Source organism: Acidovorax sp. M14, assembly GCF_049331375.1.
Classification (GTDB): domain Bacteria; phylum Pseudomonadota; class Gammaproteobacteria; order Burkholderiales; family Burkholderiaceae_C; genus Acidovorax.
In genome coordinates this window covers 2,571,338-2,594,944 of sequence record NZ_CP186263.1, presented here as the reverse complement: position 1 = coordinate 2,594,944, position 23,607 = coordinate 2,571,338, and the positions used below count along the sequence as shown (strand labels likewise).

Below are 23,607 nucleotides of genomic sequence, written 5' to 3'. Positions count from 1 at the left end.
ATGAAATGCATAAGCACCATTTGAAATTACGAAAAAATATGCGAAACTAGAGCCAACGTACTAAATTGCTGCCACACCTACAGGAGACAAAGCATGTCAGCTCAGCCCGACCCTCAGGCCGGTTTCGGCATCGGTTCCGATACCGACCAGCAAGAGACCCGTGAATGGATGGACGCGCTGTCCGCCGTCATCGACAAGGAGGGCCCGGAGCGCGCCCACTTCCTGTTGGAACAACTTCTTGAACACGCCCGCCAGAGCAGCATCGATCTGCCGTTCTCTGCGAACACGGGCTACGTCAACACCATCGAGCCTGAAAAAGAGGCCCACTGCCCCGGCAACATCGCCATCGAAAAGCGTCTGCGCGCCTACATGCGCTGGAACGCCATGGCCATGGTGGTGCGTGCCAACCGCCTGAACCCCGCCGATGGCGGCGACCTGGGCGGCCACATCGGTTCGTTTGCTTCGGTGGCCAGCATGTTTGGCGCCGGTTTCAATCATTTCTGGCATGCCGAGAGCGAAGGCCACGGCGGCGACCTGCTTTACATCCAGGGCCACAGCGCCCCCGGCATCTATGCCCGTGCCTACCTCGAAGGCCGCCTGACCGAAGAGCAACTCGATAGCTTCCGCCAGGAAGTCGATGGCAAGGGCCTGTCCAGCTACCCGCATCCCAAGCTGATGCCCGAGTTCTGGCAGTTCCCCACGGTGTCCATGGGCCTGGGCCCGCTGATGGCCATCTATCAGGCGCGCTTCCTCAAGTACCTGCACGCCCGTGGCATCGCCAACACCGAAAACCGAAAGGTCTGGGTGTTCTGCGGCGACGGCGAAATGGACGAGCCCGAATCCCTGGGCGCGATCGGCCTGGCCGCGCGTGAAAACCTCGACAACCTGGTCTTCGTCATCAACTGCAACCTGCAGCGCCTGGACGGCCCGGTGCGTGGCAATGGCAAGATCGTGCAAGAACTCGAAGGCGAGTTCCGTGGCGCGGGGTGGAACGTGATCAAGCTGCTGTGGGGCAATGGCTGGGACGAGCTGCTGCGCCGCGACAAGAGCGGCAAGCTCAAGCAGCTGATGATGGAAACGCTGGACGGCGACTACCAGGCCATGAAGGCCAATGACGGCGCTTTTGTCCGCAAGAACTTCTTCGGCAAGTACCCCGAAACCCTCAAGCTTGTCGAGCACATGACCGACGAAGAGGTGTTCGAGCTGCGCCGTGGCGGCCACGAGCCCGCCAAGGTGTACGCAGCCTTCCACGCCGCCAACGAGCACAAGAATCAGCCCACCGTGCTGCTGGTCAAGACCGTCAAGGGCTATGGCATGGGCAAGGCCGGTGAAGGCAAGAACACCGTGCACCAGACCAAGAAGCTGTCGGACGAAGATATCAAATACATTCGCGACCGCTTCAACATCCCGATCCCTGACAGCCAGCTGGCCGAGATCCCGTACTACAAGCCCGCCGACGACACGCCGGAAATGCAGTACCTGCACGAGCGTCGCAAAGCCCTGGGCGGCTACCTGCCGCACCGCCGCGTAAAGGCTGACGAGAGCTTCACCGTGCCCGCGCTGGACACCTTCAAGGCCATCCTGGAGCCCACGGCCGAAGGCCGCGAAATCTCCACCACGCAAGCCTACGTGCGCTTCATCACGCAACTGCTGCGCGACCAGGCCCTGGGCCCCCGCGTGGTGCCCATCCTGGTGGATGAGGCGCGTACCTTCGGCATGGAAGGCCTGTTCCGCCAGATCGGCATCTACAACCCCAAGGGCCAGATGTACACCCCGGTTGACCGCGACCAGGTGATGTACTACAAGGAAGACAAGGCCGGCCAGATCCTGCAGGAAGGCATCAACGAAGCCGGCGGTATGGCCAGCTGGATCGCTGCCGCCACCAGCTACAGCACGAACAACCGCATCATGGTGCCGTTCTACGTGTACTACTCCATGTTCGGCTTCCAGCGCATTGGCGACCTGGCCTGGGCGGCGGGTGACATGCAGGCGCGTGGCTTCCTCTTGGGCGGCACTTCGGGCCGTACCACGCTGAACGGTGAAGGTCTGCAGCACGAAGATGGTCATAGCCACATCCTGGCCAACACCATCCCCAACTGCGTGAGCTACGACCCCACCTTTGCCCACGAAGTCGCAGTGATCATGCACCGTGGCCTCAAGCGCATGGTCGAGCAGCAAGAGAACGTCTTCTACTACATCACGCTGCTCAACGAGAACTACAGCATGCCGGGCCTCACGGCGGGTACCGAAGAGCAGATCATCAAGGGCATGTACCTGTGCAAGCCCGGCGCCGAAGGCGACAAGCGCGTGCAGCTGCTGGGCTCGGGCACCATCTTGCGTGAATCGCTGGCCGCGCAAACCCTGCTGGCCGCCGACTGGGGCGTGCAGGCCGACGTGTGGAGCTGCCCGAGCTTCAACGAACTGACCCGCGAAGGCCAGGACGTGGACCGCTGGAACCTGCTGCACCCGCTGGAAACACCCCGCGTGCCCTTCGTGGCGCAGCAGCTGGGCACCAGCACCGGCCCTGTGGTCGCATCCACCGACTACATGAAGGCCTATGCCGAGCAGATCCGTCCCTTTGTACCCAAGGGCCGCAATTACAAGGTGCTGGGCACCGACGGCTTTGGCCGCAGCGACTTCCGCAGCAAGCTGCGCGAGCACTTCGAGGTGAACCGCCACTACATCGTCGTGGCCGCCCTCAAGGCACTGAGCGAAGACGGCGTGCTGCCCGCCACCAAGGTGGCCGAGGCGATTGCCAAGTACGGCATCAATGCTGACAAGATCAACCCGCTCTACGCATAAAACGAACGGAGACAGAACAATGGCATTGGTCAACATTCAAGTCCCGGACATCGGGGACTTCGACGAAGTGGGCGTGATCGAGTTGCTGGTCAAGGTCGGCGACAGCGTGAAGGCCGAGCAGTCGCTCATCACCGTCGAATCCGACAAGGCATCGATGGAGATCCCCTCCAGCCATGCGGGCGTGGTCAAGGAACTCAAGATTGCGCTGGGCGACAAGGTCAAGCAAGGCTCCGTGATTGCTGTGGTGGAGTCCGCTGACGCAGGCGCTGCAGCAGCCCCGGCCGCTGCACCGGCTCCTGCCGCAGCTGCTCCCGCGCCCGCCCCAGTGGCGGCGCCAGCACCGGCTCCTGTTGCTGCGGCCCCTGCGGCTGCTGGCCCGGTCGAAGTGCGCGTGCCCGACATCGGCGACTTCAAGGACGTGGCCGTCATCGAGATGTTGGTCAAGGTCGGTGACACCATCAAGGTCGAGCAATCCCTGTTCACCGTCGAATCCGACAAGGCCTCCATGGAGATCCCATCGCCCGCCGCGGGCGTGCTCAAGGAGCTCAAGGTCAAGATCGGTGACACCGTCAACATCGGTGATCTGGTCGCTGTGCTCGAAGGCGCTGCCACCGCAGCAGCACCGGCGGCAGCCCCCGCACCCGTTGCGGCCGCTGCACCGGCACCTGTGCCCGTGGCCACCCCTGCTGTGGCTGCCGCCGCAGCACCTGTCGCTGCCACTGCCTCGGTGCCTGTTCCCGCCCACCAGCCCGGCACCCCCACCGCAGGCCTGCCCCATGCCTCGCCCTCGGTGCGCAAGTTCGCCCGCGAGCTGGGCGTGCCCATCGACGAAGTCAAGGGAACCGGCCCCAAGGGCCGCATCACCCAGGACGACGTGGCTGCCTTCACCAAGCAGGTGATGGCAGGCGTCGTGCAGACCAAGGCCCAGGCCGCCAAGGCGCCCGCTGCGGCGTCCAGCGGCTCTGGCGTGGGTCTGGACCTGCTGCCCTGGCCCAAGGTGGACTTCACCAAGTTCGGCCCGGTGGAGCGCAAGGACCTCTCGCGCATCAAGAAGATCAGCGGTGCCAACCTGCACCGCAACTGGGTCGTCATCCCGCACGTCACCAACCATGACGACGCGGACATCACCGACCTCGAAGCCTTCCGCGTGCAGTTCAACAAGGAGAACGAGAAGAGTGGCGTCAAGGTCACCATGCTTGCCTTCATGATCAAGGCCGCCGTGGCCGCACTCAAGAAGTTCCCCGAGTTCAACAGCTCGCTCGACGGCGATCAGCTGGTGATGAAGAACTACTTCCACATCGGCTTTGCGGCCGACACGCCCAATGGCCTCGTGGTGCCCGTCATCCGCGACGTCGACAAGAAGGGCATCGTCCAGATCTCGCAAGAGATGGGTGACCTGGCCAAGAAGGCGCGCGATGGCAAGCTGGGCCCCGCCGACATGACCGGTGGCTGCTTCTCCATCAGCTCGCTGGGCGGCATTGGTGGCCGTTACTTCACGCCCATCATCAACGCGCCGGAAGTCGCCATCATGGGCGTGTGCAAGAGCAGCCTGGAGCCCAAGTGGGACGGCAAGCAGTTTGCGCCGCGCCTGATGCTGCCCCTCTCCCTGAGCTGGGACCACCGCGTGATCGACGGCGCCGCCGCCGCACGCTTCAACGTGTACTTTGCCTCGCTGCTGGCGGACTTCCGCCGCATCGTGATGTAACGGAAGGGCAAGACACACCATGGCAATCATCGACATCAAGGTGCCCGACATCGGCGACTTCGCCGAAGTGGCCATCATCGAAGTGCTGGTCCAACCCGGCGACACCATCAAGGCCGAGCAGAGCCTGATCACGGTGGAGTCCGACAAGGCCTCCATGGAGATCCCCTCCAGCCATGCTGGGGTGGTGAAGGAACTGAAAGTGAAGCTCGGCGACAAGGTCGCTGAAGGCTCGGTGGTGCTGACGCTGGAAGTGCAGGGCGCAGGTGCGGCAGCCCCAGCACCTGCGGCCGCCCCAGCGCCCGCAGTTTCTGAGCAAAAACAGGCCCCGGTGCTTGTCCAGCAAGTGCAAGCAGCTATCAATCCAGTAGCTTCTAGCTTTGCTGGCTCGGCCGATCTGGACTGTGACGTGCTCGTCCTCGGCGGCGGCCCCGGCGGCTACAGCGCCGCCTTCCGCGCGGCCGACCTGGGCCTCAAGGTCGTCATCGTCGAGCGCTACGCCACCCTGGGCGGCGTGTGCCTGAACGTGGGCTGCATCCCGTCCAAGGCACTGCTACACGTGGCAGCAGTCATGGACGAAGTCAGCCACATGGCCGACTTGGGCGTGGACTTTGGTGTACCGGCCGTCAACATCGACAAGCTGCGCGGCCACAAGGAAAAGGTCATCGGCAAACTCACCGGCGGCCTGGCCGCCATGGCCAAGATGCGCAAGGTGACCACCGTGCGTGGCTACGGTGCTTTTGTCGGCGCCAACCATCTCGAAGTGGAAGAAACCACCGGCACCGGCCAGGAGAAGACGGGCACCAAGAAGGTCATCGCCTTCAAGAAAGCTATCATCGCCGCCGGCAGCCAGGCCGTGCGCCTGCCCTTCATGCCCAACGACCCGCGCGTGGTCGATTCCACCGGCGCCCTGGCGCTCAAGGAAGTCCCCAAGCGCATGCTCATCTTGGGCGGCGGCATCATCGGCCTGGAAATGGGCACCGTCTACAGCACGCTGGGCGCACGCCTGGACGTGGTGGAAATGATGGACGGCCTGATGCAGGGCGCTGACCGCGATCTCGTCAAAATCTGGCAGAAGATGAACGCCAAGCGCTTCGACAACATCATGTTGAAGACGAAAACCGTCGGCGCCGAAGCCACCCCCGAAGGCATCAAGGTCACGTTTGCGCCCGTAGAGGAGGGTGGCACTGCCCCCGAGCCGCAGGTGTACGACCTGGTGCTGCAGGCCGTGGGCCGCACGCCCAACGGCAAGAAGATCGCGGCCGAGAAGGCGGGCGTCGCCGTCACAGACCGTGGTTTCATCAACGTCGACATCCAGATGCGCACCAACGTGCCGCACATCTTCGCCATCGGCGACATCGTGGGCCAGCCCATGCTGGCGCACAAGGCGGTGCACGAGGCGCATGTGGCGGCTGAAGTCATTGCTGGCGAACTGCAGGGCAACAAGGAGCTGGCAAGCGCTGCCTTCAACGCCCGCGTGATCCCGAGCGTGGCCTACACCGACCCCGAAGTGGCCTGGGTGGGCCTCACCGAAGACCAGGCCAAGGCCCAAGGCATCAAGGTCAAGAAGGGCCTGTTCCCCTGGACGGCCTCCGGCCGCGCCATCGCCAACGGCCGCGACGAGGGCGTGACCAAGCTCCTGTTCGACGACTCGCCAGAGGCCCACGGCCACGGCAAGATCCTGGGCGGCGGCATGGTCGGCACCCACGCGGGCGACATGATCGGTGAGATCGCCCTGGCCATTGAGATGGGTGCAGACGCTGTAGACATCGGTAAAACCATCCACCCGCACCCCACGCTGGGCGAAAGCATCGGTATGGCGGCGGAGATTGCGCATGGCAGCTGCACGGATGTGCCGCCGCAGAAGAAGTGATCTGACGATCCGAGCGAAGGCAGCAGTCGCAACCGCCTGAGCGCCGCCATGGCAGCAGCCAAAAGGTTCCCCCAAGCCCCCGCCCATCCGGAGCGGGTGTGCTGGGGGTGCGATTGTTACTGCCCAGCCAATGCCATGCGCTGCGGCAATGGCTCTGACCGCACCCAGCACCCTGCAGAGCTGTTTGGCGAGGACTGGGACCAATGGGGCCTGTGCGCCGAAGAGGCCGCCGCAGCGCCCCCCGAGCCACTCTCCTGAACGCCGCCACGTCCCCAGTCTGGTGATGGATCGGCGCCTGGGGCGTGCGCCTGCTTCGCAGGTCCACGCTATTCGAGCGCTGACGGCTCCTTTATCAAGATCGCCTGCGTCAAAGTACCCCGGTAAAAGTCGTGGAAAATAGAGGGTTTCCTGCCGCTGAGCCCCTTGGCAGAGCATCCGTCCAGCTTTCCAACCTTTTTGCTCCCCTGAGCCTGTCCATGCAAGACGTTCAAAACTCCAAGATCTCTGTCGAGAAGATCGGCGGTACCTCCATGACCGCCTTCGGCGATGTGCTGCGCCATATCGTGCTGCACGACCCCAAGCGCATTAACGGCCGAATCTACGTGGTGTCCGCCTACTCGGGCGTGACGAACCAGCTGCTGGAGCACAAGAAGACGGGTGAGCGCGGCATCTATGCCCTGTTTGCCGAAGGCAAGGGCTACCAGGACGCGCTGACCCAACTGGCTGCCAGCCTGAAAAAACTCAACGCCGGCTATGCCGACCTGGGCCTGCCACTGGATGTGGCCGATGCCTTTATTGACCAGCGCATTGCCCAGGCGCGTGAATATCTGAACGCCATGCAGCACGTGCTGGCCAGCGGCTATCTCAGCCGCAAGGACGTGTTGCTCGCGGCGCGCGAAGTGCTGGCCTCGATTGGCGAGTCGCACAGCGCGTTCAACTCTGTCGAGATCCTCAAGGCCAATGGCGTCAATGCACTGCTGATGGACCTAGCCGGTTTTGACGACAACGAAGCCTGGACCATTGACGAGCGCATTGCCAACAGCTTCAAGGGCCTGGATCTGAGCGACAAGGTGGTGGTGGCCACCGGCTACACCAAGGGCACCGAAGGCATCATGCGCGAGTTTGACCGGGGCTACTCCGAGGTCACCTTCAGCAAGATCGCCGTGGAAGTGCGCCCCGCCGAGGCTGTGATCCACAAGGAATTCCACCTCTCGTCCGCCGACCCCAATTTGGTCGGCCTGGAAAACGCCATCGTGGTGGGCGCCACCAATTACGACGTGGCCGACCAGCTGGCTGACGTGGGCATGGAAGCCATCCACCCCAAGGCTGCGAAGCCGATGGAACTGGCCGGCATCCCGATCCGCCTGAAGAACACCTTTGAGCCCGACCACCCTGGCACGCTCATCACCAAGGATTTTGTGGGCGAGCGCGCGCGCGTGGAGATCGTCACGGGCACCGACAAGGTCACGCTGATCGAGATCCACGACCCCAGCATGGTGGGTACCGTGGGCTTTGATGCGGGCCTGATGAACGTGTTTTGCAAGCACGATGTGAGCTACATCCTGAAGGCCACCAACGCCAACTCCATCGCCCATCTGGTGTGGGACAACCAGGTCACGCCCGAGCTGGTGGCCGAGCTGCAGAAGGACTACCAGGTCGTGACGATCAAGCCCAGCGCCATCGTGTGCACCATTGGCTCCAACATTGGCATCCCTGGCGTGCTGGCCAAGGCCGCGCAGGCGCTGGCCGATGCGCGTGTCAACGTGAACTGTGTGTCCCAGACCCTGCGCCAGGTGAACATGCAGTTCGTGATCGAACGTGAGGACTACAAGACCGCGATCAAGGCGCTGAACATGGCGCTGTGCGTGAACTCGGGGACCCCGGTTCCTCGCGTGTGATGGGATGGCGGTGGGTGTGCCTGCCGCATTGCTTTCCTCTCAGGCCTCCGCACAAGGCCCGTCAGCCAGCCCGCCTTGAGCGGGCTTTTTAACGCCTGGATATTTCCGTCAGCCCGCGCCCAGCAGTCTTTCGAAAAGGTCCGTTCCGCCCATCTGTCCCCCCTTGAGCATCAGCTCTAGCCCGTGGCGCGACGGATCTGTGCTGTGCGCGCGGCTTAGCGTGACCCCGGGGCAGACCGTGGTGTGGTACGACAGCCCCCACAGCTGCAGCGCCTGCACTGCGTGGCTGGAGGTATCGCCCCCTGCAATGCCAATGCGCCCCAGCGGCGTGCCGTTGTCGGCCTGCGCCTGCACCACGCGGGCGACCAGGGCCGCACTGGCGGGGGCGACGGCCGCCGAAGCGCCACTGGACGGAGCAGAAGCGCCGTCCGTGGGACCTGTGTAGGCCAGCACGTGATGGCCCTGCTGCAGCCCGGCGCATATTGCGCGTTGGGCGGCCTGGGCGTAGTCGGTGTCATGGGTCAGCCGATGCGCTTCCACCGGGATGCGCTGATAAGACGTTGCGGCCTGGACCTGGGCCGCTGTGATGGGTGACAGGCTGCCCGCCCAAGCGAACACAGGGCCAGGCGATGGTGCCAAGGCAGGGGCGGGTTGGCTGGTCTGGGTGCCCCAGCACGCGATCAGCGCCTGCGCCACGGAGCTGGGCCCTACAGCGAGCAAGCGGGCGCGTTGGGCTTGTTGCCACAGCAGGCGCCCCACGCTGGCCAACTGGTCTGCACTGGTCAGGTCCAGCAGCGTAGGCACGAATGGCGCGTCGGACACATTCGGTATATCGGGCGCAGCGCTCGCGCCAAGGTCCAGCAGGGTTTTCAGAGAGCCGGGCAAGGTGTCTGCTTCGTACTGCGGGTAATGCAGTGCCGTGATGCCTTGCAAACCCTGCTGCGCCAGGTGCACCCGCAAGTCGGCCTCGGCCATGGGCGTCACCGGATGCTGGTGCATCGTCGGGTGCCGGTCAATGCGGTAGACGGCTCCCCCCGTGCCGGCTGCTGCAAACAGGTTGCTGAATGCACAGTACCTGCCGAGGCTGGGCTGGCCGCCGAGGATGGGCACCCAGCGGTTGTCCACGTTGGGGTGCAGCGTTTCGATGGCGCAGGCGATGTTGCCGACATGCGGAGCGCTGTCGAAGGTGGAGCACACCTTGTAGTGCAACACGGTGGGCGCGATCTGCCTGAAAAAGCGGCCCACGGGGGCCAGTTCGGCGCGCATGGCCTCAGGCGGCATGGCGCGCGCGGCGCCTGCAATGCCCACGGCGTCCAGCGGCCCGGCGGCGACCAGAGCTTCTGCGCTGGGCACGCCCATGAACAGCATGGACCGCAGGCCCGCCTGGGCCAGCACGGCCAACGTGTCCGTGGCGCCCGTGAAGTCGTCGCCGTACCAGCCAAACCGGGGAGCTGTGGTGGACATGGTTCAGTGCTTCTTGCCAAAGAAGTCAATGGCGTGGCGCAGTTCAGCAGCATGTTCCGCGCGCTGGGCCAGCGTCTCGCCGTTCTGCACCGCGTCCCAGGCCTGCTGCAGGCTGGCCACGCCAGCGGCCGCGCCATCGGGGTGGGCCAGGATGCCGCCGCCGGACATGAACAGCAGATCGTTGCTGCGCACGCTGTCCCAGGTGGCGGGCACCGTGCCGGCCCACTGGCCGTTGGAAAAGGCGGGCAGCACGCGGTCGTCCAGCCCTTCGCACAGCGGGGCCAGTGTGTCGTGGGCGGACTCGATCACTTCCTCATCGGTCTGCGAGAACTTGCCCTGCAGACCGTGCACATGCATGTGGTCCACACCCGCCAAGCGCCACAGCGTCTGCCAGGCGTTGAACGAAAAGCCCAGCAGCGGGTGGCGCGACAGGGCGCCGTAGCCGTTGCGGTGGCCGTGCAGCGCCAGCGAGGTGTGGCGGCGCAGCGTTTGCACGGCGGAGTAGCCGCACCAGTTCAGGCTGACCATCACACAGCTGCCACCTTCGGCGGCAATCAGATCGGCGTGGCGGCGCATGGCGTCGGTCTCGTCGGTGATGTTGAACGCCACCATCACGAGCTTGCCGGTCTTGTCCTGGTGGGCCCGCACACGGCGCATCACGGATTTCACGCGGTCGGCCAGCGGGGCGTGCACCGGGTTGGCGCACACCTCGTCATCCTTGATGAAGTCCACCCCAGCGGCGCACAGGCGGCCTGCCAGGTCACCGGTTTCTTCGGCCGACAGGCCCACGTTGGGTTTGATGATGGTGCCGATGAGCGGGCGGCCCTGCACGCCGGTCAGCGCGCGTGTGCCTGCAATACCTTGGCGGGGCATATCAAACTGCTCGCGGTAGGCGCGCGGCAGCTTCATCGACTCCAGTCGCAAGCCGGTGACCTCGCCCAGGTCGAACAGGTTGCCCGACACCGTGGCCGCCAGCGTCGGCAGGTTGGGGCCGATGTTGCCGCACGGAAAGCTCACGCGCAGCCGGGCGCGCTGCCAGGTCTGCGGCGTGCCGAACATGCCGCGCCGCTGCATCCAGCCGTTGGGCAGCGAGGGGGCGGGTGCCACGTCCAGCAGGTCGATGAATTCGACCGTGGCGCGGGCGCGTTCGCGCAGCGCATCGGTCTCGCCCTCCACCCGGGTGAAGGTGCCACACGATTGCTCGCCCGCCAGCACTTCAGCCACCTGGGCGGGGTCCAGCGGGGTTTCGATCAGGTAGGTGGCTTCAAAGCGGTCTGGAGACATGGGCACAGTGCACTATGGTTTTGATAGCTACTAGCGCTTTATCAATAGGCACTAGAGGGCTATTTGGCTTGAAATCAGATCTTGGAGAGGTCCGGGAAGGGCCGTACCGGGTCGGTCTTGCCGTCCCAGGTTTCCGACTCGGCGCGGATCAGGTCAAACATGCGGCCTTTGGGGCCGGCCACTTCCGACAGCTCGATCACCGTGCCGGGGTGGTATTCGGTGTCGAAGTACACAAACCGCCCCTTTTCGCCCACCTCGCCACTCATCACCGCCTTGAAGCCCTGGGCAGTCAGGCGCGCCAAGTCCGCGTCGTAGTCGCTGGTCCAGTAGGCCACGTGCTGCAGCCCGGTGCGCCCGGCCTGCAAAAAGTCGCGGTACATCGAGGGCACGTCGTTGCGGGTCTGGATCAGCTCGACCTGCACGTAGCCCGAGTTGGCCAGCGCCACCGAGTTGTGCGGTTCGTGCGACTCGCCCCGGTAGACGTAGTTCTTGATCGGAACCTTGGGGTTGTAGAACCAGGGGCCCACGCCCAGGGTCTTGCTCCAGTAGTCCATGGCGGCTTCGATGTCGTGGACCACATAGCCCAGCTGGCGGATGGCGCCGAAATGACGGCTCATAAGAATTTCCTTTGATGGTGATGGTGCAGGGCAGGGCGCAGCCGGGCGGGTGGCATCGCCCACCGCCCGTCATGCCGCCCCACGGCGCTGGGTTGGAAGGCGCTTACTTGGCGCCGTCGATGATTTCCTTGGGGATCGGCACGCCCGCGTACTTCAGGTGGATGTCGTTGAGCTTGCCGTTGGTCAGGTTGGTCTTGATCCAGCCGTTGACGGCCTTCATCAGCTCGGGTTGGCCCTTGCGCATGGCGATGCCCAGCTGGTAGGACTGCAGGATGAACTTGGTCTCGAACTCGCGGGCGGGGTTCTTCTTGGCGATGGCCGCGATGATGGGCGGCGTGATGGCCACGATGTCGGCCTGGCCCGTGGCAGCGGCGGTGATGGAGGCGGATTCATCGTCAAAGCGCACCACCTTGGCCTGCGGCGCGCGCTCGGTCAGGATCTTGTCCTGCGGGCCGCCGCGCGTCACGGCCACGGTCTTGCCGGCCAGGTCGTCGATGCTGGTGAGCTTGAGGCTCTTGGGCGCGCCCACGGCCGCCTGGATGGCGCCGTAGGGCATGGAGAAGTCCACGGCCTTCTGGCGCTCGGGCGTGATGGAGAGCGACGAGATGATCAGGTCCACCTTGTTCGACAGCAGGTTGGGGATGCGCGCGGAGTTGGTGGTGTTGACGATCTCCAGCGTCAGGCCCAGGTCCTTGGCCAGCAACTCGGCCGCTTCCACGTCCGAGCCCACGGGCTTCATCTTCTCGTCCACATAGCCATAGAACGGCGCGCCAAAGTCGATGCCCACGCGCAGTTTGCCTGCGGACTTGATCTCGGCCAGGTCTGCCATGGCGGGCAGGCACAGGGCGGCTGCGGCGGTGGCGAGCAGGGCGCGGCGCAGGATGCGGGTGCGGGAAGCGGTCATGTGAAATGTCTCCTGGTGGTTTTTGGCAAGGGAATCAAAAAAGGGAACGGATCACAGCCCGTGCGACAGAAAGTCGCGCAGCTCGGCCGTTTGCGGGTTCTTCAGCATGTCGCCGGGGCCGGTCTCCCAGACCTTGCCCTCGTGCATGTAGATCACGGTGTCGGCCACGCGCGCGGCGAATTCCATCTCGTGGGTGACCAGCACCATGGTCATGCCGCCCTGGGCCAGCGATTCGATGACGCGCAGCACCTCACCGGTAAGCTGCGGGTCCAGCGCCGAGGTCACTTCGTCGAACAGCATCACCTGCGGCTCCATGGCCAGCGACCGGGCAATGGCCACGCGCTGCTGCTGGCCGCCCGATAGCTGCTCGGGGTAGGCCTGCGCCTTGTCGGCCAGGCCCACCTGCTGCAGGGTGCGGGCGGCAATGGCGCGCGCCTGGGCGGCGGGCAGGTTCTTGACGGCCTTGGGCGCGAGCGTGATGTTCTGCTCCACCGTCAGGTGCGGGAACAGGTTGTAGCTCTGGAACACGATGCCCACGTCCTGGCGCAGCTGGCGCAGGTCGATGGCCGGGTCGTGCACCGCGTGGCCGCACACGTGGATGGTGCCGCTGTCGATGATCTCCAGCCGGTCGATGCAGCGCAGCGCTGTGCTTTTGCCCGACCCGCTCTTGCCAATGATGGCCACGACCTGGCCCTTGGGAATGGAAAACGACACGCCCTTGAGCACCTGGTTGCTGCCAAAGCGCTTGTGCACATCCTTCAGCTCAACGACGGTGGGCGCAGGCGAAGCCGCTGGCTGGGAGGGTTGCGCGGCAGCGTCTCGGGCGAGGTTCATGGTGTCTTCTCGTTTCATGCGGTGGTCACAGAAGGGGTGGCTGTGCCACGGTTTCCAAACTGCTGGCGCTGCTCCAGCTTGCGGCTCCAGACCGACAGCGGGTAGCACATCGCGAAGTACACGATGGCAATCACCAGGTACACGGTGAACGGCTGGAAGATGGAGTTGTTGATGAGCTGCCCGGCACGCACCAGCTCGATGAACCCCACGATGGACGCGAGCGATGTGTTCTTGACGATCTGCACCATGAAGCCCACCGTGGGCGGGGTGGCAATGCGCACCGCCTGGGGCAGCACCACCAGGCGCATGCGCTGGGTGCGCGACAGGGCCAGGCATTCGGCCGCCTCCCACTGCGTGCGCGGCACCGATTCGATGCAGCCGCGCCAGATCTCGCCCAGGTAGGCGCTGACGTAAACAATCATCGCGATGCTGGCGGCCACGATGGCGGGCAGCTCCAGCCCCATGATGGACAGGCCGAAGTAGCACAGGAACAGCACCACCAGCAGCGGCGTGCCCTGGATGATCTGGATCCACGCAATAGTGGCCCAGCGCACCGCCTTGATGGGGCTGACGCGGCACAGCGCAATCACGCCCCCGGCCAGGCCGCCGCCCACAAAGGCGATCAGCGACAGGCCGATGGTCCACAGCGCGCCGAACAGCAGGTACTGCAGGTGGTAGGCATTCAGTCCGCCGTCGATCATTTGGCGCTCCTCAGTTTGCGTTGGCGCGTGAACACGATCTGGCCGAACAGCCACAGCCCGGCACGCATCAGCAGCGACAGCACCAGGTAGGCCACGGCGACCAGGATGTAGGCCTCGAAGGGGCGGAAGGTTTCAGACTGCACGCGGGCCGCGATGGCCGTGAGCTCCTCCACCGAGATCTGCGAGGTGATGGACGAGGCCAGCATTAGCAGCACAAACTGGCTGGTGAGCGCGGGGTAGACCTTCTCCATGGCCGGGCGCAGCACCACATGCCAGTACACCTGCCGCCGCGTCAGGCCCAGGCATTCGGCGGCCTCGATCTGGCCCTTGTGGATCGAGTCCATGCCGGCGCGCATGATTTCGCAGGTGTAGGCCGCCACGTTGATCACCAGCGTCAGCAGCGCCGCCGCAAACGCTGGCACTTTCCAGCCGAGGCTGGCCAGGCCAAAGAACACCAGGAACACCTGCACCAGCAGCGGCGTGTTGCGCAGCACTTCCACGTAGGCGCCACAGGCCTTGGCCACCCAAAGGGGGTGGCCGCGCCGGCCAATGGCCAGAAGCGTGCCGCCGACAAAGCCGAAGACGGTGGCCGGGAAGGACAGCAGGATGGTCATCCAAGCCCCTTGCAGAAACTGGGGCCAGTTCGCCAGCACGCTGGCAAAGTCGAATTCGTATTGCATGGAGCCGCAGCAGCGATCTAGCCCAGGCGGGCGGTGCAGGGCGCGTGTCGGCGGAAGGAAGAAGGGATAGCAGGCATGGGCTTGTCTCCTGTGCAGTCGGTCTGTGCCGCCGCAATCTAGGGTTTGTACTGATCGAATTTGATGCCTTTCGGCACCGAAACTGCAGTGATACTATCCGCAGAATCCATCAAATGCCAGCAAATGCAATGATGGATTTTGATTGATTTTTATGTCCAAACACCCCCGCATCCCCGATATCGCCCAGTTGTCCGGCGTCTCCACCGCCACGGTGGACCGGGTGCTCAACCAGCGCGCGGGCGTGCGCAGCGCCACCGTGCAGCGCGTGATGCAGGCGGCCATCAGCCTTGGGTATTTGCCGCAGGCAGAGGCGCAAGCGACGCTGCAGGCCCAGCCGCAGCCCCTGCGTTTGATGGTGCTGATCCCCGAGGGCAGCAACCGCTTTTTGCAGATGCTGGGCGATGTGATCGGCTACGCGCAGGAGCACTGGGCACCCTTTAACGTGCGCTGCCAGGCGGCCTACATCGAGAGCTTCAACCCGGATGCTTTGGCCAAAGCGCTGCTGCACCACGGCAAGCGCTGCGACGGCATTGCCTTCATGGCGTTGGAGCACCCCGTGGTGCGCGAGGCCGTGGCGCAACTGGCCGAACAGGGCGTGCCCACCGTCACGCTGATCTCGGACCTGTCGAGTTCGCGCCGGGCGGCCTATGTGGGGCTGGACAACCGCGCGGCGGGCCGTACCGCCGGCTACCTCATTGCCCGCTTCATGGGCCCGCTGGCGCACGGCCGCAACGCGCGCGTGGCGATGATCGTGGGCTCGCTGCGCTACCGTGCGCACGAGGAGCGCGAGGCGGGCTTTCTGCACTTGTTTGAAGAGCAGTTTCCGCTGGTGCAGGTGGTGGGCGTGCGCGAGGGCCAGGACGACGCCGAGCGCAACTACCAGCAGGCGCGCAGCCTGCTGGAGCAGCACCCGGACCTGGCCGGCATCTACAACATCGGCGGCGGCGCCGAAGGCATCGGCCGCGCCCTCAAGGAAGCTGGGCTGGAGCACAAGGTGGTCTTCATCGGCCACGGCCTCACGCCGGACACCCGCGCGCTGCTGATCGACGGCACCATGGATGCGGTCATCACCCAGAACCCGCTCGGCGCGGTGATGAACTGCGTGCGCATCTTTGCCAACCTGCGGGACGGGCGGGACGCCACGAGCGGCGTGGAGGCCACTCGCAGCCAGGTCATCTTTCGGGAAAACCTGCCCTAGCCAGTCTGGCCGACGGCGGGCCTACATTGCAGGCTTGGCAGCCTTCGGCAAGGGTGTCGGTGCGCTGCGGCGCCCGATCAGCATCACCCCCGCGAGCACCAGCGCCGCACCACCCATCTGCCACCAGGTCAACGGTTCATCCAGCAGCCAGACACCAAAAAAGATCGTCAGGATAGGCCCCAGAGTGCCGATCAGCGCGGTCTTGGAGGCGCCGATGCGGCGGATGGCGGCCGAGGTCATGAACACCGGCAACACCGTGGAGAACACGGCCATGCCCAGCGCATGCAGGTAGACCGGCGCGGGCTGCACCAGCGCACCCGCAGGCTGCGACACCACAAAATGCAGCAGTGTGGCGCCCGTGGAGACCAGCATCGCCAGCGCCGTGAAGCGCGCCGCGCCCATGCGGCGTATGGCCGGCTCGCTGCCCGCCTGGTAGAACGCATACGAGACGGCCGAGCCAAACACAAACCCTGCGCCTACCAACACGGCGTGTGAATCGCCCGCCACATGCAGGTCGTGCGCAAAGGCCAGGCCAATGCCTGCGTAGGACAACAACAGCGCCCCCAGCTCCCGGCGAGATGCCCGCTTGCCCATGAAGAGCACGCCGATCACGATGGTGAGCGTGGGGTAGGTGAAGAGGATCAGCCGCTCCAGGCTGGCGGTGATGTACTGCAGGCCGATGAAGTCGAGAATGCTCGCGCCGTAGTACCCCAGCAGGCCCAGTGCCACGATGGCCAGCCAGTCGCGCCCCGCCAGCGGGGCCAGGTTGCGGCTGGCGCGCCAGCCCACCCAGGCGAACACGGGCACCGAAAACGCCATGCGCAGGCACAGCAGGGTGACGGAATCCACCGGTACGGCCTGGGGCACGGCATAGGCCAGCTTCACAAAGATGGCTTTGAACGAGAAACCCAGCGCCGCGAGGATGGCGAGGGCGAGACCAAGGCGTTCGGAGGACCAGTTTTTCCAGGGCATGTGTCGGGTCAGCGCGTTTCGTGCGGTTTGACCGAACGATTTGCGTACTTTGTATCGGGATGGCTGGCATCCTGCCTTCGAATGCTGCAAGGCACAATTGCTGATCCAGCAACCATGCGTTCGTTAATGACGAACGTTAAGAACGTGTTCACGATCTCTCAGGGGTCGCGCAGCGGTCTTTGCGGGATGGGATGCAAGGCGCGGTACGCAGTGGATAGCTCGGCTATCCACAAGCGCCGCAACGCTGCAGACCCGCCCGCAAAGACCACTGCCCGAAGGGTTGGAGCGAAATCGGGTGATTGGACGCCCCGGCCGCTTGCATGGGCACGAGCCCATGCTGCGCATCCGAAGCATCCACTCATCCCGATTTCGCTCCAACGCGATCCCCTGCGATATCGTGAACACGTTCTGAAAGCCCGCTTTGAACTACGACCTCACCGACCTGCGCCTGTTTGTCGCCATTGCCGAAGAGCGCAACCTCACACGCGGCGCCGCACGTGCCTACCTGGCGCCGTCGTCGGCCAGCCACCGGCTGCGGCGGCTGGAGGAGGCGCTGAACACCTCGCTGTTTGAGCGCCAGACGCGCGGCGTGGCGCTGACCCGTGCAGGCGAGGCACTGCTGCGCAACGCCCGCCAAGTGCTGGCCAGCATTGAGCAGATGCATGCCAACCTCTCGCCCTTTGCCACCGGCATTCGCGGCCATGTGAGCCTGTGGGCCAACACACATGCCACCCATACCTTTTTGCCGGACGACTTGGCGGGCTTTCTCAAGCGGCACCCCCAGGTCAGCGTGAGCCTGGAAGAGCGCACCAGCGCCGAAATTGTGGTGGCCGTGGCCAATGGCGAAATCGAGGTGGGCGTGCTGGCAGACAGCGGCACGGGCGCCGGGGTGGAGCTGGCGCCCTACCGGCAGGACCGCCTGGTGCTCATCGTGCCCGCAGGCCATGCACTGGCAGGGCGTGGCCGCGTGGGCTTTGCCGAGGTGCTGGACCAGGCCTTTGTGATGCTGCACGCGGGCTCGGCCATCCACACCTTCACGACCAATGCCGCCGCCGCGCTGGGGCGGCACCTGGATGTGCGCATTCAGGTGCGCAGCTTCGAGGCCGTGTGCCGCATGGTGGGCGCGGGCGTGGGCATCGGCCTGGTGCCCCGGGGTGCGGCCCTGCAGGTGGCGGGCCTGAGCGAGCCGCCGGTGCTGGTGGAGCTGGACGAACCCTGGGCGCAGCGCGATCTGCAGATCTGCGTGCGCAAGGGGGCGGTACTGACGGGCTTTGCTGCAGCCCTGGTCTCACATCTGCGCCTGGGCGCTGGCACCGCTACTGTCTGATGGCCTGATCAACCTGCAGCAACCTCCACCTTGGCTCCACCGGCCTGCAGCTTTTTGCGCAGGACCTGCGGCGTGGTGGCAGGCACTACCAACGCGGCTAGTTCGCGCAAGGGGGCCACACTGAATGGCGATGCCGTGCCCAGCTTGTCGATCGAGGCTAGCACCACCGTTTCTGCCGCCCGCTGGTGCAGGGCACGTTTGACGGCGGCTTCTTCAAAATCTCCCGTGGTCAGACCGGCCTCGGCATGCACGCCGGTCACGCCCATCAGGTACAGGTCGGCCTGCAACTGGGCGGCGGCCTCGACCACGCTGGCACCCACATTCACCATGGAGTGGCGGAACAACCGCCCTCCCAGCATCAGCACATCCACCTGCGTGTGCCCAGCCAGCGCCACCGCTACGGTGGGGCTGTGCGTGACCACGGTGGCGCGCAAGTCCAGCGGCAGGTGCTGCACCACCTGCAACGACGTGGTACCCCCATCCAGGATCACCACCTGGCCGGGCAACACCAGCGCTGCCCCGGCGCGGCCCAGGGCGCGTTTGTCTTCGGGGGCCAGTTGCTCACGCACCCGCAAGCTGCCCACTGCGGCCGAGGCGGGCAGGGCGCCGCCGTGCACGCGCTGCAAGCGGCCCTCCGCAGCCAGTTCGCGCAGGTCGCGCCGCACGGTGTCTTCCGAGATGCCCAGCTCCTCGCTGAAGGCCTTGGCCACGATCTGGCCGTCTTGCTGAAGTCGAGCCAGCAGCAGCTGTTTGCGTTGGGTGGTCAGCATGAAGGGTTAAATCCGGTGATTGCACGAAGTTGCATGTTTGTGCATGATATTGCGTAAATCAATCTTGTCAAAACCATGTACTTACCACCAGACCACACTGCCTTCCTGCAGGCGCCCGCCGTATGTCACCACCCAAGCCGGCCAAAAGGGAGCCTTGCATGAGCCGCGCCGTGCCCGATGTCCCCATCGCCGAGCTGAACGCCCGCTCCGAGCATGTGAAGCTGCTGGATGTGCAGGTGCTCTCCGACAACTGGTACGTGCTGCGCAAGGTCACCTGCTCGCTGCGCAGGCGCGACGGCCAATGGCAGACGATGAGCCGCGAGGCCTACGACCGGGGCAATGGCGCCGCACTGCTGTTGTTCGACCCGCGTCGCAGCACCGTGGTGCTGACGCGCCAGTTCCGGCTGCCCGCCTTTCTCAACGGCTGCGCCGATGGTCTGTTGATCGAGACCTGCGCAGGCCTGCTCGACGGTGATGACCCCGAAACCTGCATCCGCCGCGAGGCCGAGGAAGAAACCGGCTACCGCGTGCGCCAGCCGCGCAAGGTGTTCGAGGCGTACATGAGCCCGGGCTCGGTGACGGAAAAGCTGCACCTCTTCGTGGCGGAGTACGAACCCGGCGACCGCATCCTCAGCGGCGGTGGCCTGGAGGGAGAGGGCGAGGACATTGAGGTGATTGAGATGCCGCTGGCCGACGCCCTGGCGGGCATTGCCAACGGCACGATCCAGGATGGCAAGACCATCATGCTGCTGCAGCACGTGGCCTTGGAGCTGCGAGGCACCGCCCTGTAAAAAGGCGGCGCCCGCAGGTCATCAGGGCCGCACCAGCCGCAGCGGTTCGCCCACGCGCGCCTTCACCACGTCGTCGCGTTGGAAGGGCAGGGTGTGCCAGCGCTTGGCCGAGAACTCGCGCATCTGGTCATTGGCGTGGGGCGATGCAGGGTTGGTGGACTGGCCGTAGGTCAGGATGGCCTGGGCCACCGGGCCCTTGGCGTCGAAGGTCACGGTCTGCACATAGCTGGTGCCGTAGTCGATGCGCAAGCCTGCCTTGTTGATGGGCGCGGGCTCCTGGCGGCCCAGGTTGTTGAGCACGCCTTCAAACTCCTCACCGCCGTGCAGCGCAATCGCTTCTTCGGTGATGGCGGGGCGTTGCACGCTGCCCAGCGTGGCGTCGAGCGTGTAGCCGCTGGTGCGGATGGCCTTGACGGCGCCGTCCAGCGCCTCCCACACCTTTGCGGCGGTGGTGGCGTCATCCATCTTCAGGCCTGCCGGGGTGGCCACGGGTTGCGCAGGGTCGAAGGGCACGCGGTGCACGCCGGGGATGTTGCGCGCGGTGCGCCAGAACTCGCGGAACACATGGGCGCCGCGGGCATCCACGTTGTTGCGACGGTCCCAGCCTTTCAGGGCCGCGCAGCCGTCACGGGATTCGGCCGTGGGGGCCTTGTCACACGCGGCCAGCAGGTCGGGCACCACCACCTGGGCCATGAAGTTGCGGTTCTCAAACAACTGGCCCTGAATGGCCTGCAGCGTGACCTTGCCCCGGCCGAGCATTTCAGGAATCTCGGCCAGCCCGGCACGGGTGCGCGGCCGGGTCAGGCTGGCGTCGCCCACCAGGGGTGAGATGCCCTCAAACTTCTGGCCGGGGTGGGTGTAGACAAAGCTGTCGTTGCTGTTGTGCACCCAGTCCGTGCGGAAGGCCACGGGCATGCGGCCGATGGGGATGAGCCCCGGCACGGGCGATGCGCTGTCGCGGCGCCAGTCGCAGTCAGCGCGTGATCCGTTCAGCACCACCAGGCCCGCAGCGGCGCGCAGCGCGGCGGCGGGCTGGCTGGGTGCGCAGCGGGCGAGCTGTGCGGCATCCACATCGGGCACCACGCTCACGTCGGCATACATGGCCTGGCCGCTGCGGTCGGCGGCCAGGGTGTTCACCCAGAGCAGGCCCAGGTTGGCGTGGGCCTTGTGCAGGTCTTGTACCGAGCGGGCACGCGCAAAGGCCAGGGCTGCATCCATCATGCGGGTGTTGCCGGTGTTGGCGTCACGCAGGGCGTAGGCGGTCTTGGCGTTCCAGGTCAGGCCCGCGCGGGGCACCACCACCAGCGGGCCCCAGCGGGTGGACCACACCGTGTGCTCTTGCGTCTGCAGCTTGCCGTCCGGGCCGGGGATCTGGGCGCTGACCTTGCGGGCGGTCATCTTCTCGGGCTTGCCGTCCACCAGGTAGGTGGTGGGGTCGCCCTCGGCCAGCGTCACTTCGTAGAACGTAAAGCGCTTGCCGGTGGACACCGTGTGAGACCAGGCCACGTCCTTGTTGAAGCCGATGGAGACCATGGGATAGGTGCCAATGCCCACGCCCATCACGTCCATCTGGCCGGGGATGGTGAGGTGCATTTCATAGAAACGGTTGGGGCCGCTCCACGGGAAGTGCGGGTTGCCCAGCAGCATGCCGCTGCCGTTGACCGTCACGTCCTTGCCAAAGGCCCAAGCGTTGGAGCCCAGGGGCGAGTCGAGCAGGCCCACATCGCGCAGCGCCTGGGCGGCATCGGCCAGGTTCACGTCAGAGGCGGGTGCCTGCGCCGCCTTGGCCGCGGGCGGCTGGGCGCCCAGCATGCCATCGGCCAGCGCAGCAATACCGGCCTGCACGGCCACCACCTCGGCCATGCGGCGGTATTGGGCCAGGGTCATGGGCTGCACCCAGGGCTTGCCCCGGCAGGCATCGGGCAGGGTGGCGGCGTTGTCGGCCAGGAAGCGGTTGTAGCCCGCCACATAACCACGCGCCATGGCCTGCGTTTCGGCACTGGTCTGGGCCCAGGCGCGCTCCAGCATGGCGTCGTCCATGTGGGCTGCCATGAACAGGTCGATCTGCGCGTTGGGGATGTAGCGGCGGCCCAGCAGCCCGATGGTCTGCGCGCCGAAGGTGCTGCTGCGCTGGCCGCGTGCTGTGACGAGCTGGTCGGCCGTCATGCAGACGTTGTCTTGCGCGTAGGCGTACGCCACGCCGTAAGCCAGCGATTCTGGGTCGTTGGCGGTGATGTGCGGAATGCCGTAGGTGGTGCGCTCGATGGTCACGCTGCGGTTTGCGCCTGCACCTCCGGGCTGGCTGGCGCAGCCCGCCAGGAAGAGGGCGGTGCAGGCCGCTGCCAGGGTGGTCAGGGCCATTGAAAGGCTGCGATGGGTTGAGGGTTCGTGCATGGGTGGGTGTCTCCGTTTGTGTGGTCCCGCAACGCAGGGCAATGGCTGCGTGGCGCTGTCGTCGCATGGTCATGCTACTGCCCGGTAACACTGTCAAGCGGTGGCGGTTTGGCCACAAAGGGTGGCAAGATCGCCACCATGCCGACTGCCAAAACTGCACTGCCGTCCTGCCTGAACGTGGGCATCCTCTGGGGGCACGGCAGCATTGCTAGCACCGCCGCCGCTGCAGTGGACGCCCTGCGCGCCATGAACATGCTGGCGGCGATGCGCCCTGGGGGCGCGCAGCCTGTGGTGCGCTGGTTCTGGCTGCGCATGCCGCAGGAGCGCGATGCCACACCGCCGCCGGTGCCCGGCGCAGACCTGGGCCCTGAGGCACTGGATGTGGTCGTCATCCCCGGCTGGCTGGTCCCCACCGGGCCGCAATTGCGCGAGATCAGTCAACGCTACAGCCAGCACTTTGGCGCCATGCTGCGGGGCCACCTGCAGCGGGGCGGGCTGGTGGCAGCGCTGTTCAACGGGTCCAGCCTGCTGGCGCACTGTGGCCTGCTGGCGGGGCGCAAGGCGGCGTTGCCCTGGGTGTTTGCGCCGTCCATCGTGCTGCAGTCCAGCGAGAGCGGCGCCAAGACAGCCAATGTGGCGGAAGTGATCTGGCAGCGGGAGCGAACCTGGCAGCGCGATGGCGCCCTGTGGACCACGGCCTCGCTGCAGGACACCCTGGCGGCCATGCTGGACCTGCTGGCCCAGACACCTGCGGCCGAGCTGGCGCATGCCGCATCGCACGCGCTGCTGTTCGACCCCCAGCGCCAGCTGACCGCCACCACCGCCATGGAGACCCCTACGGGCCACCCCCTGGCGGCGGGCGCGCTGGAGCAGGCGCGGCGCTGGCTGCAGGACCACCGCAACGAGCCCTACAGCCTGCAGGCCACGGCCCGGGCCGCCGCCACCAGCCCGCGCACCTTGCTGCGCTGGTTTGCCCAGGTGCACGGCGAAACACCGCAGGACTACCTGCACCGGCTGCGCACGGCCCAGGCCCAGGCGCTGCTGCAGACCACCTACTTGACGGTGGACGATGTGGCGCAGCAATGCGGCTACAACGACACGGGCAGTTTTCGCAAGGTGTTCACCCGCGTGGCGGGGGTGACGCCAGGGGCCTACCGCCAGCGCTTCAAGCTGCGTACATCGCGCAAGCAGTGGCTAGGGCGGCAGGGGCTGCCTGGCGACGATTCGCTGGTCTAGGCAGGCCGATGGCATTCGCAGTCGCTGGTGGGTGTTAGCGCCAGTGCCGGCGGCGATAATGCGGCATTGCTATTGAATCAAT

General features: G+C 65.6%; 19 protein-coding genes. 9 read left to right on the top strand and 10 right to left on the bottom strand.

From position 1 onward, the window contains the following. Window positions 1-93: 93 nt before the first annotated feature. From aceE to ACOYR4_RS11880, 5 genes are all read left to right on the top strand, one after another. Window positions 94-2,802, top strand: a complete 2,709-nt coding sequence (gene aceE / locus ACOYR4_RS11900) for a pyruvate dehydrogenase (acetyl-transferring), homodimeric type (protein WP_060984580.1) — start codon at window positions 94-96, stop codon at window positions 2,800-2,802. Window positions 2,803-2,821: 19 nt separating this feature from the next. Beyond that, the gene (gene aceF / locus ACOYR4_RS11895; protein WP_422846750.1) at window positions 2,822-4,507 is read left to right on the top strand and encodes a dihydrolipoyllysine-residue acetyltransferase; all 1,686 of its coding nucleotides are present in this window, start codon (window positions 2,822-2,824) and stop codon (window positions 4,505-4,507) included. Window positions 4,508-4,526: 19 nt separating this feature from the next. Next, window positions 4,527-6,377 carry a dihydrolipoyl dehydrogenase gene (lpdA, locus tag ACOYR4_RS11890; protein ID WP_422846749.1) on the top strand — a complete coding sequence of 617 codons (1,851 nt, stop codon included), beginning with the start codon at window positions 4,527-4,529 and terminating at the stop codon, window positions 6,375-6,377. 48 nt (window positions 6,378-6,425) lie between these two features. Then, window positions 6,426-6,635 (top strand): DUF3079 domain-containing protein, encoded by a 210-nt coding sequence (locus ACOYR4_RS11885; protein ID WP_422846748.1) that lies wholly within the window; start codon window positions 6,426-6,428, stop codon window positions 6,633-6,635. Between the two features lie 218 nt (window positions 6,636-6,853). Then, window positions 6,854-8,275, top strand: a complete 1,422-nt coding sequence (locus tag ACOYR4_RS11880; RefSeq protein WP_209819583.1) for an aspartate kinase — start codon at window positions 6,854-6,856, stop codon at window positions 8,273-8,275. Window positions 8,276-8,383: 108 nt separating this feature from the next. Here the strand turns inward: ACOYR4_RS11880 and ACOYR4_RS11875 are convergent, their stop codons facing one another. From ACOYR4_RS11875 to ACOYR4_RS11845, 7 genes are all read right to left on the bottom strand, one after another. Further along, entirely contained in the window at window positions 8,384-9,739 is a 1,356-nt protein-coding gene (locus ACOYR4_RS11875) for a four-carbon acid sugar kinase family protein (protein WP_422846747.1), read from the bottom strand. Window positions 9,740-9,742: 3 nt separating this feature from the next. Continuing rightward, window positions 9,743-11,023, bottom strand: a complete 1,281-nt coding sequence (locus ACOYR4_RS11870; protein WP_422846746.1) for a ribulose-bisphosphate carboxylase large subunit family protein — start codon at window positions 11,021-11,023, stop codon at window positions 9,743-9,745. Window positions 11,024-11,097: 74 nt separating this feature from the next. Then, entirely contained in the window at window positions 11,098-11,640 is a 543-nt protein-coding gene (locus tag ACOYR4_RS11865; RefSeq protein ID WP_056644354.1) for a VOC family protein, read from the bottom strand. Window positions 11,641-11,743: 103 nt separating this feature from the next. Beyond that, complete coding sequence (locus tag ACOYR4_RS11860; protein WP_309824302.1) at window positions 11,744-12,544, bottom strand: transporter substrate-binding domain-containing protein; 801 nt, start codon at window positions 12,542-12,544, stop codon at window positions 11,744-11,746. Between the two features lie 51 nt (window positions 12,545-12,595). Beyond that, complete coding sequence (locus ACOYR4_RS11855; protein WP_422846745.1) at window positions 12,596-13,378, bottom strand: amino acid ABC transporter ATP-binding protein; 783 nt, start codon at window positions 13,376-13,378, stop codon at window positions 12,596-12,598. Between the two features lie 14 nt (window positions 13,379-13,392). Beyond that, window positions 13,393-14,079, bottom strand: a complete 687-nt coding sequence (locus ACOYR4_RS11850; RefSeq protein WP_422846744.1) for an amino acid ABC transporter permease — start codon at window positions 14,077-14,079, stop codon at window positions 13,393-13,395. Continuing rightward, the gene (locus ACOYR4_RS11845) at window positions 14,076-14,759 is read right to left on the bottom strand and encodes an amino acid ABC transporter permease (protein ID WP_422846743.1); all 684 of its coding nucleotides are present in this window, start codon (window positions 14,757-14,759) and stop codon (window positions 14,076-14,078) included. Before ACOYR4_RS11845 ends, ACOYR4_RS11850 begins: the two co-directional genes overlap by 4 nt. A gap of 229 nt (window positions 14,760-14,988) precedes the next feature. On the opposite strand from ACOYR4_RS11845, the gene ACOYR4_RS11840 reads away from it, so the two are divergent. Continuing rightward, on the top strand, window positions 14,989-16,035 hold the full coding sequence (locus ACOYR4_RS11840; protein ID WP_422846742.1) for a LacI family DNA-binding transcriptional regulator: 1,047 nt from the start codon (window positions 14,989-14,991) through the stop codon (window positions 16,033-16,035). Between the two features lie 21 nt (window positions 16,036-16,056). On the opposite strand, the gene ACOYR4_RS11835 is transcribed toward ACOYR4_RS11840, so the two are convergent. Beyond that, window positions 16,057-17,007, bottom strand: a complete 951-nt coding sequence (locus tag ACOYR4_RS11835) for a DMT family transporter (protein ID WP_298450648.1) — start codon at window positions 17,005-17,007, stop codon at window positions 16,057-16,059. Between the two features lie 421 nt (window positions 17,008-17,428). Here ACOYR4_RS11835 and ACOYR4_RS11830 point away from each other — a divergent pair, with 421 nt between their 5' ends. Then, window positions 17,429-18,334: a LysR substrate-binding domain-containing protein gene (locus ACOYR4_RS11830; RefSeq protein WP_094286206.1), complete on the top strand. Its 906-nt coding sequence runs from the start codon at window positions 17,429-17,431 to the stop codon at window positions 18,332-18,334. Window positions 18,335-18,342: 8 nt separating this feature from the next. Here the strand turns inward: ACOYR4_RS11830 and ACOYR4_RS11825 are convergent, their stop codons facing one another. Then, the gene (locus ACOYR4_RS11825; protein ID WP_422846741.1) at window positions 18,343-19,104 is read right to left on the bottom strand and encodes a DeoR/GlpR family DNA-binding transcription regulator; all 762 of its coding nucleotides are present in this window, start codon (window positions 19,102-19,104) and stop codon (window positions 18,343-18,345) included. Between the two features lie 158 nt (window positions 19,105-19,262). Here ACOYR4_RS11825 and ACOYR4_RS11820 point away from each other — a divergent pair, with 158 nt between their 5' ends. Next, the gene (locus ACOYR4_RS11820; protein ID WP_422846740.1) at window positions 19,263-19,895 is read left to right on the top strand and encodes an NUDIX domain-containing protein; all 633 of its coding nucleotides are present in this window, start codon (window positions 19,263-19,265) and stop codon (window positions 19,893-19,895) included. 21 nt (window positions 19,896-19,916) lie between these two features. On the opposite strand, the gene ACOYR4_RS11815 is transcribed toward ACOYR4_RS11820, so the two are convergent. Beyond that, window positions 19,917-22,289: a penicillin acylase family protein gene (locus ACOYR4_RS11815; protein ID WP_422846739.1), complete on the bottom strand. Its 2,373-nt coding sequence runs from the start codon at window positions 22,287-22,289 to the stop codon at window positions 19,917-19,919. A 138-nt stretch (window positions 22,290-22,427) separates the two neighbouring features. Between ACOYR4_RS11815 and ACOYR4_RS11810 the strand changes: the two genes are divergently transcribed. Then, entirely contained in the window at window positions 22,428-23,525 is a 1,098-nt protein-coding gene (locus tag ACOYR4_RS11810) for a GlxA family transcriptional regulator (RefSeq protein ID WP_422846738.1), read from the top strand. Window positions 23,526-23,607: the final 82 nt, after the last annotated feature.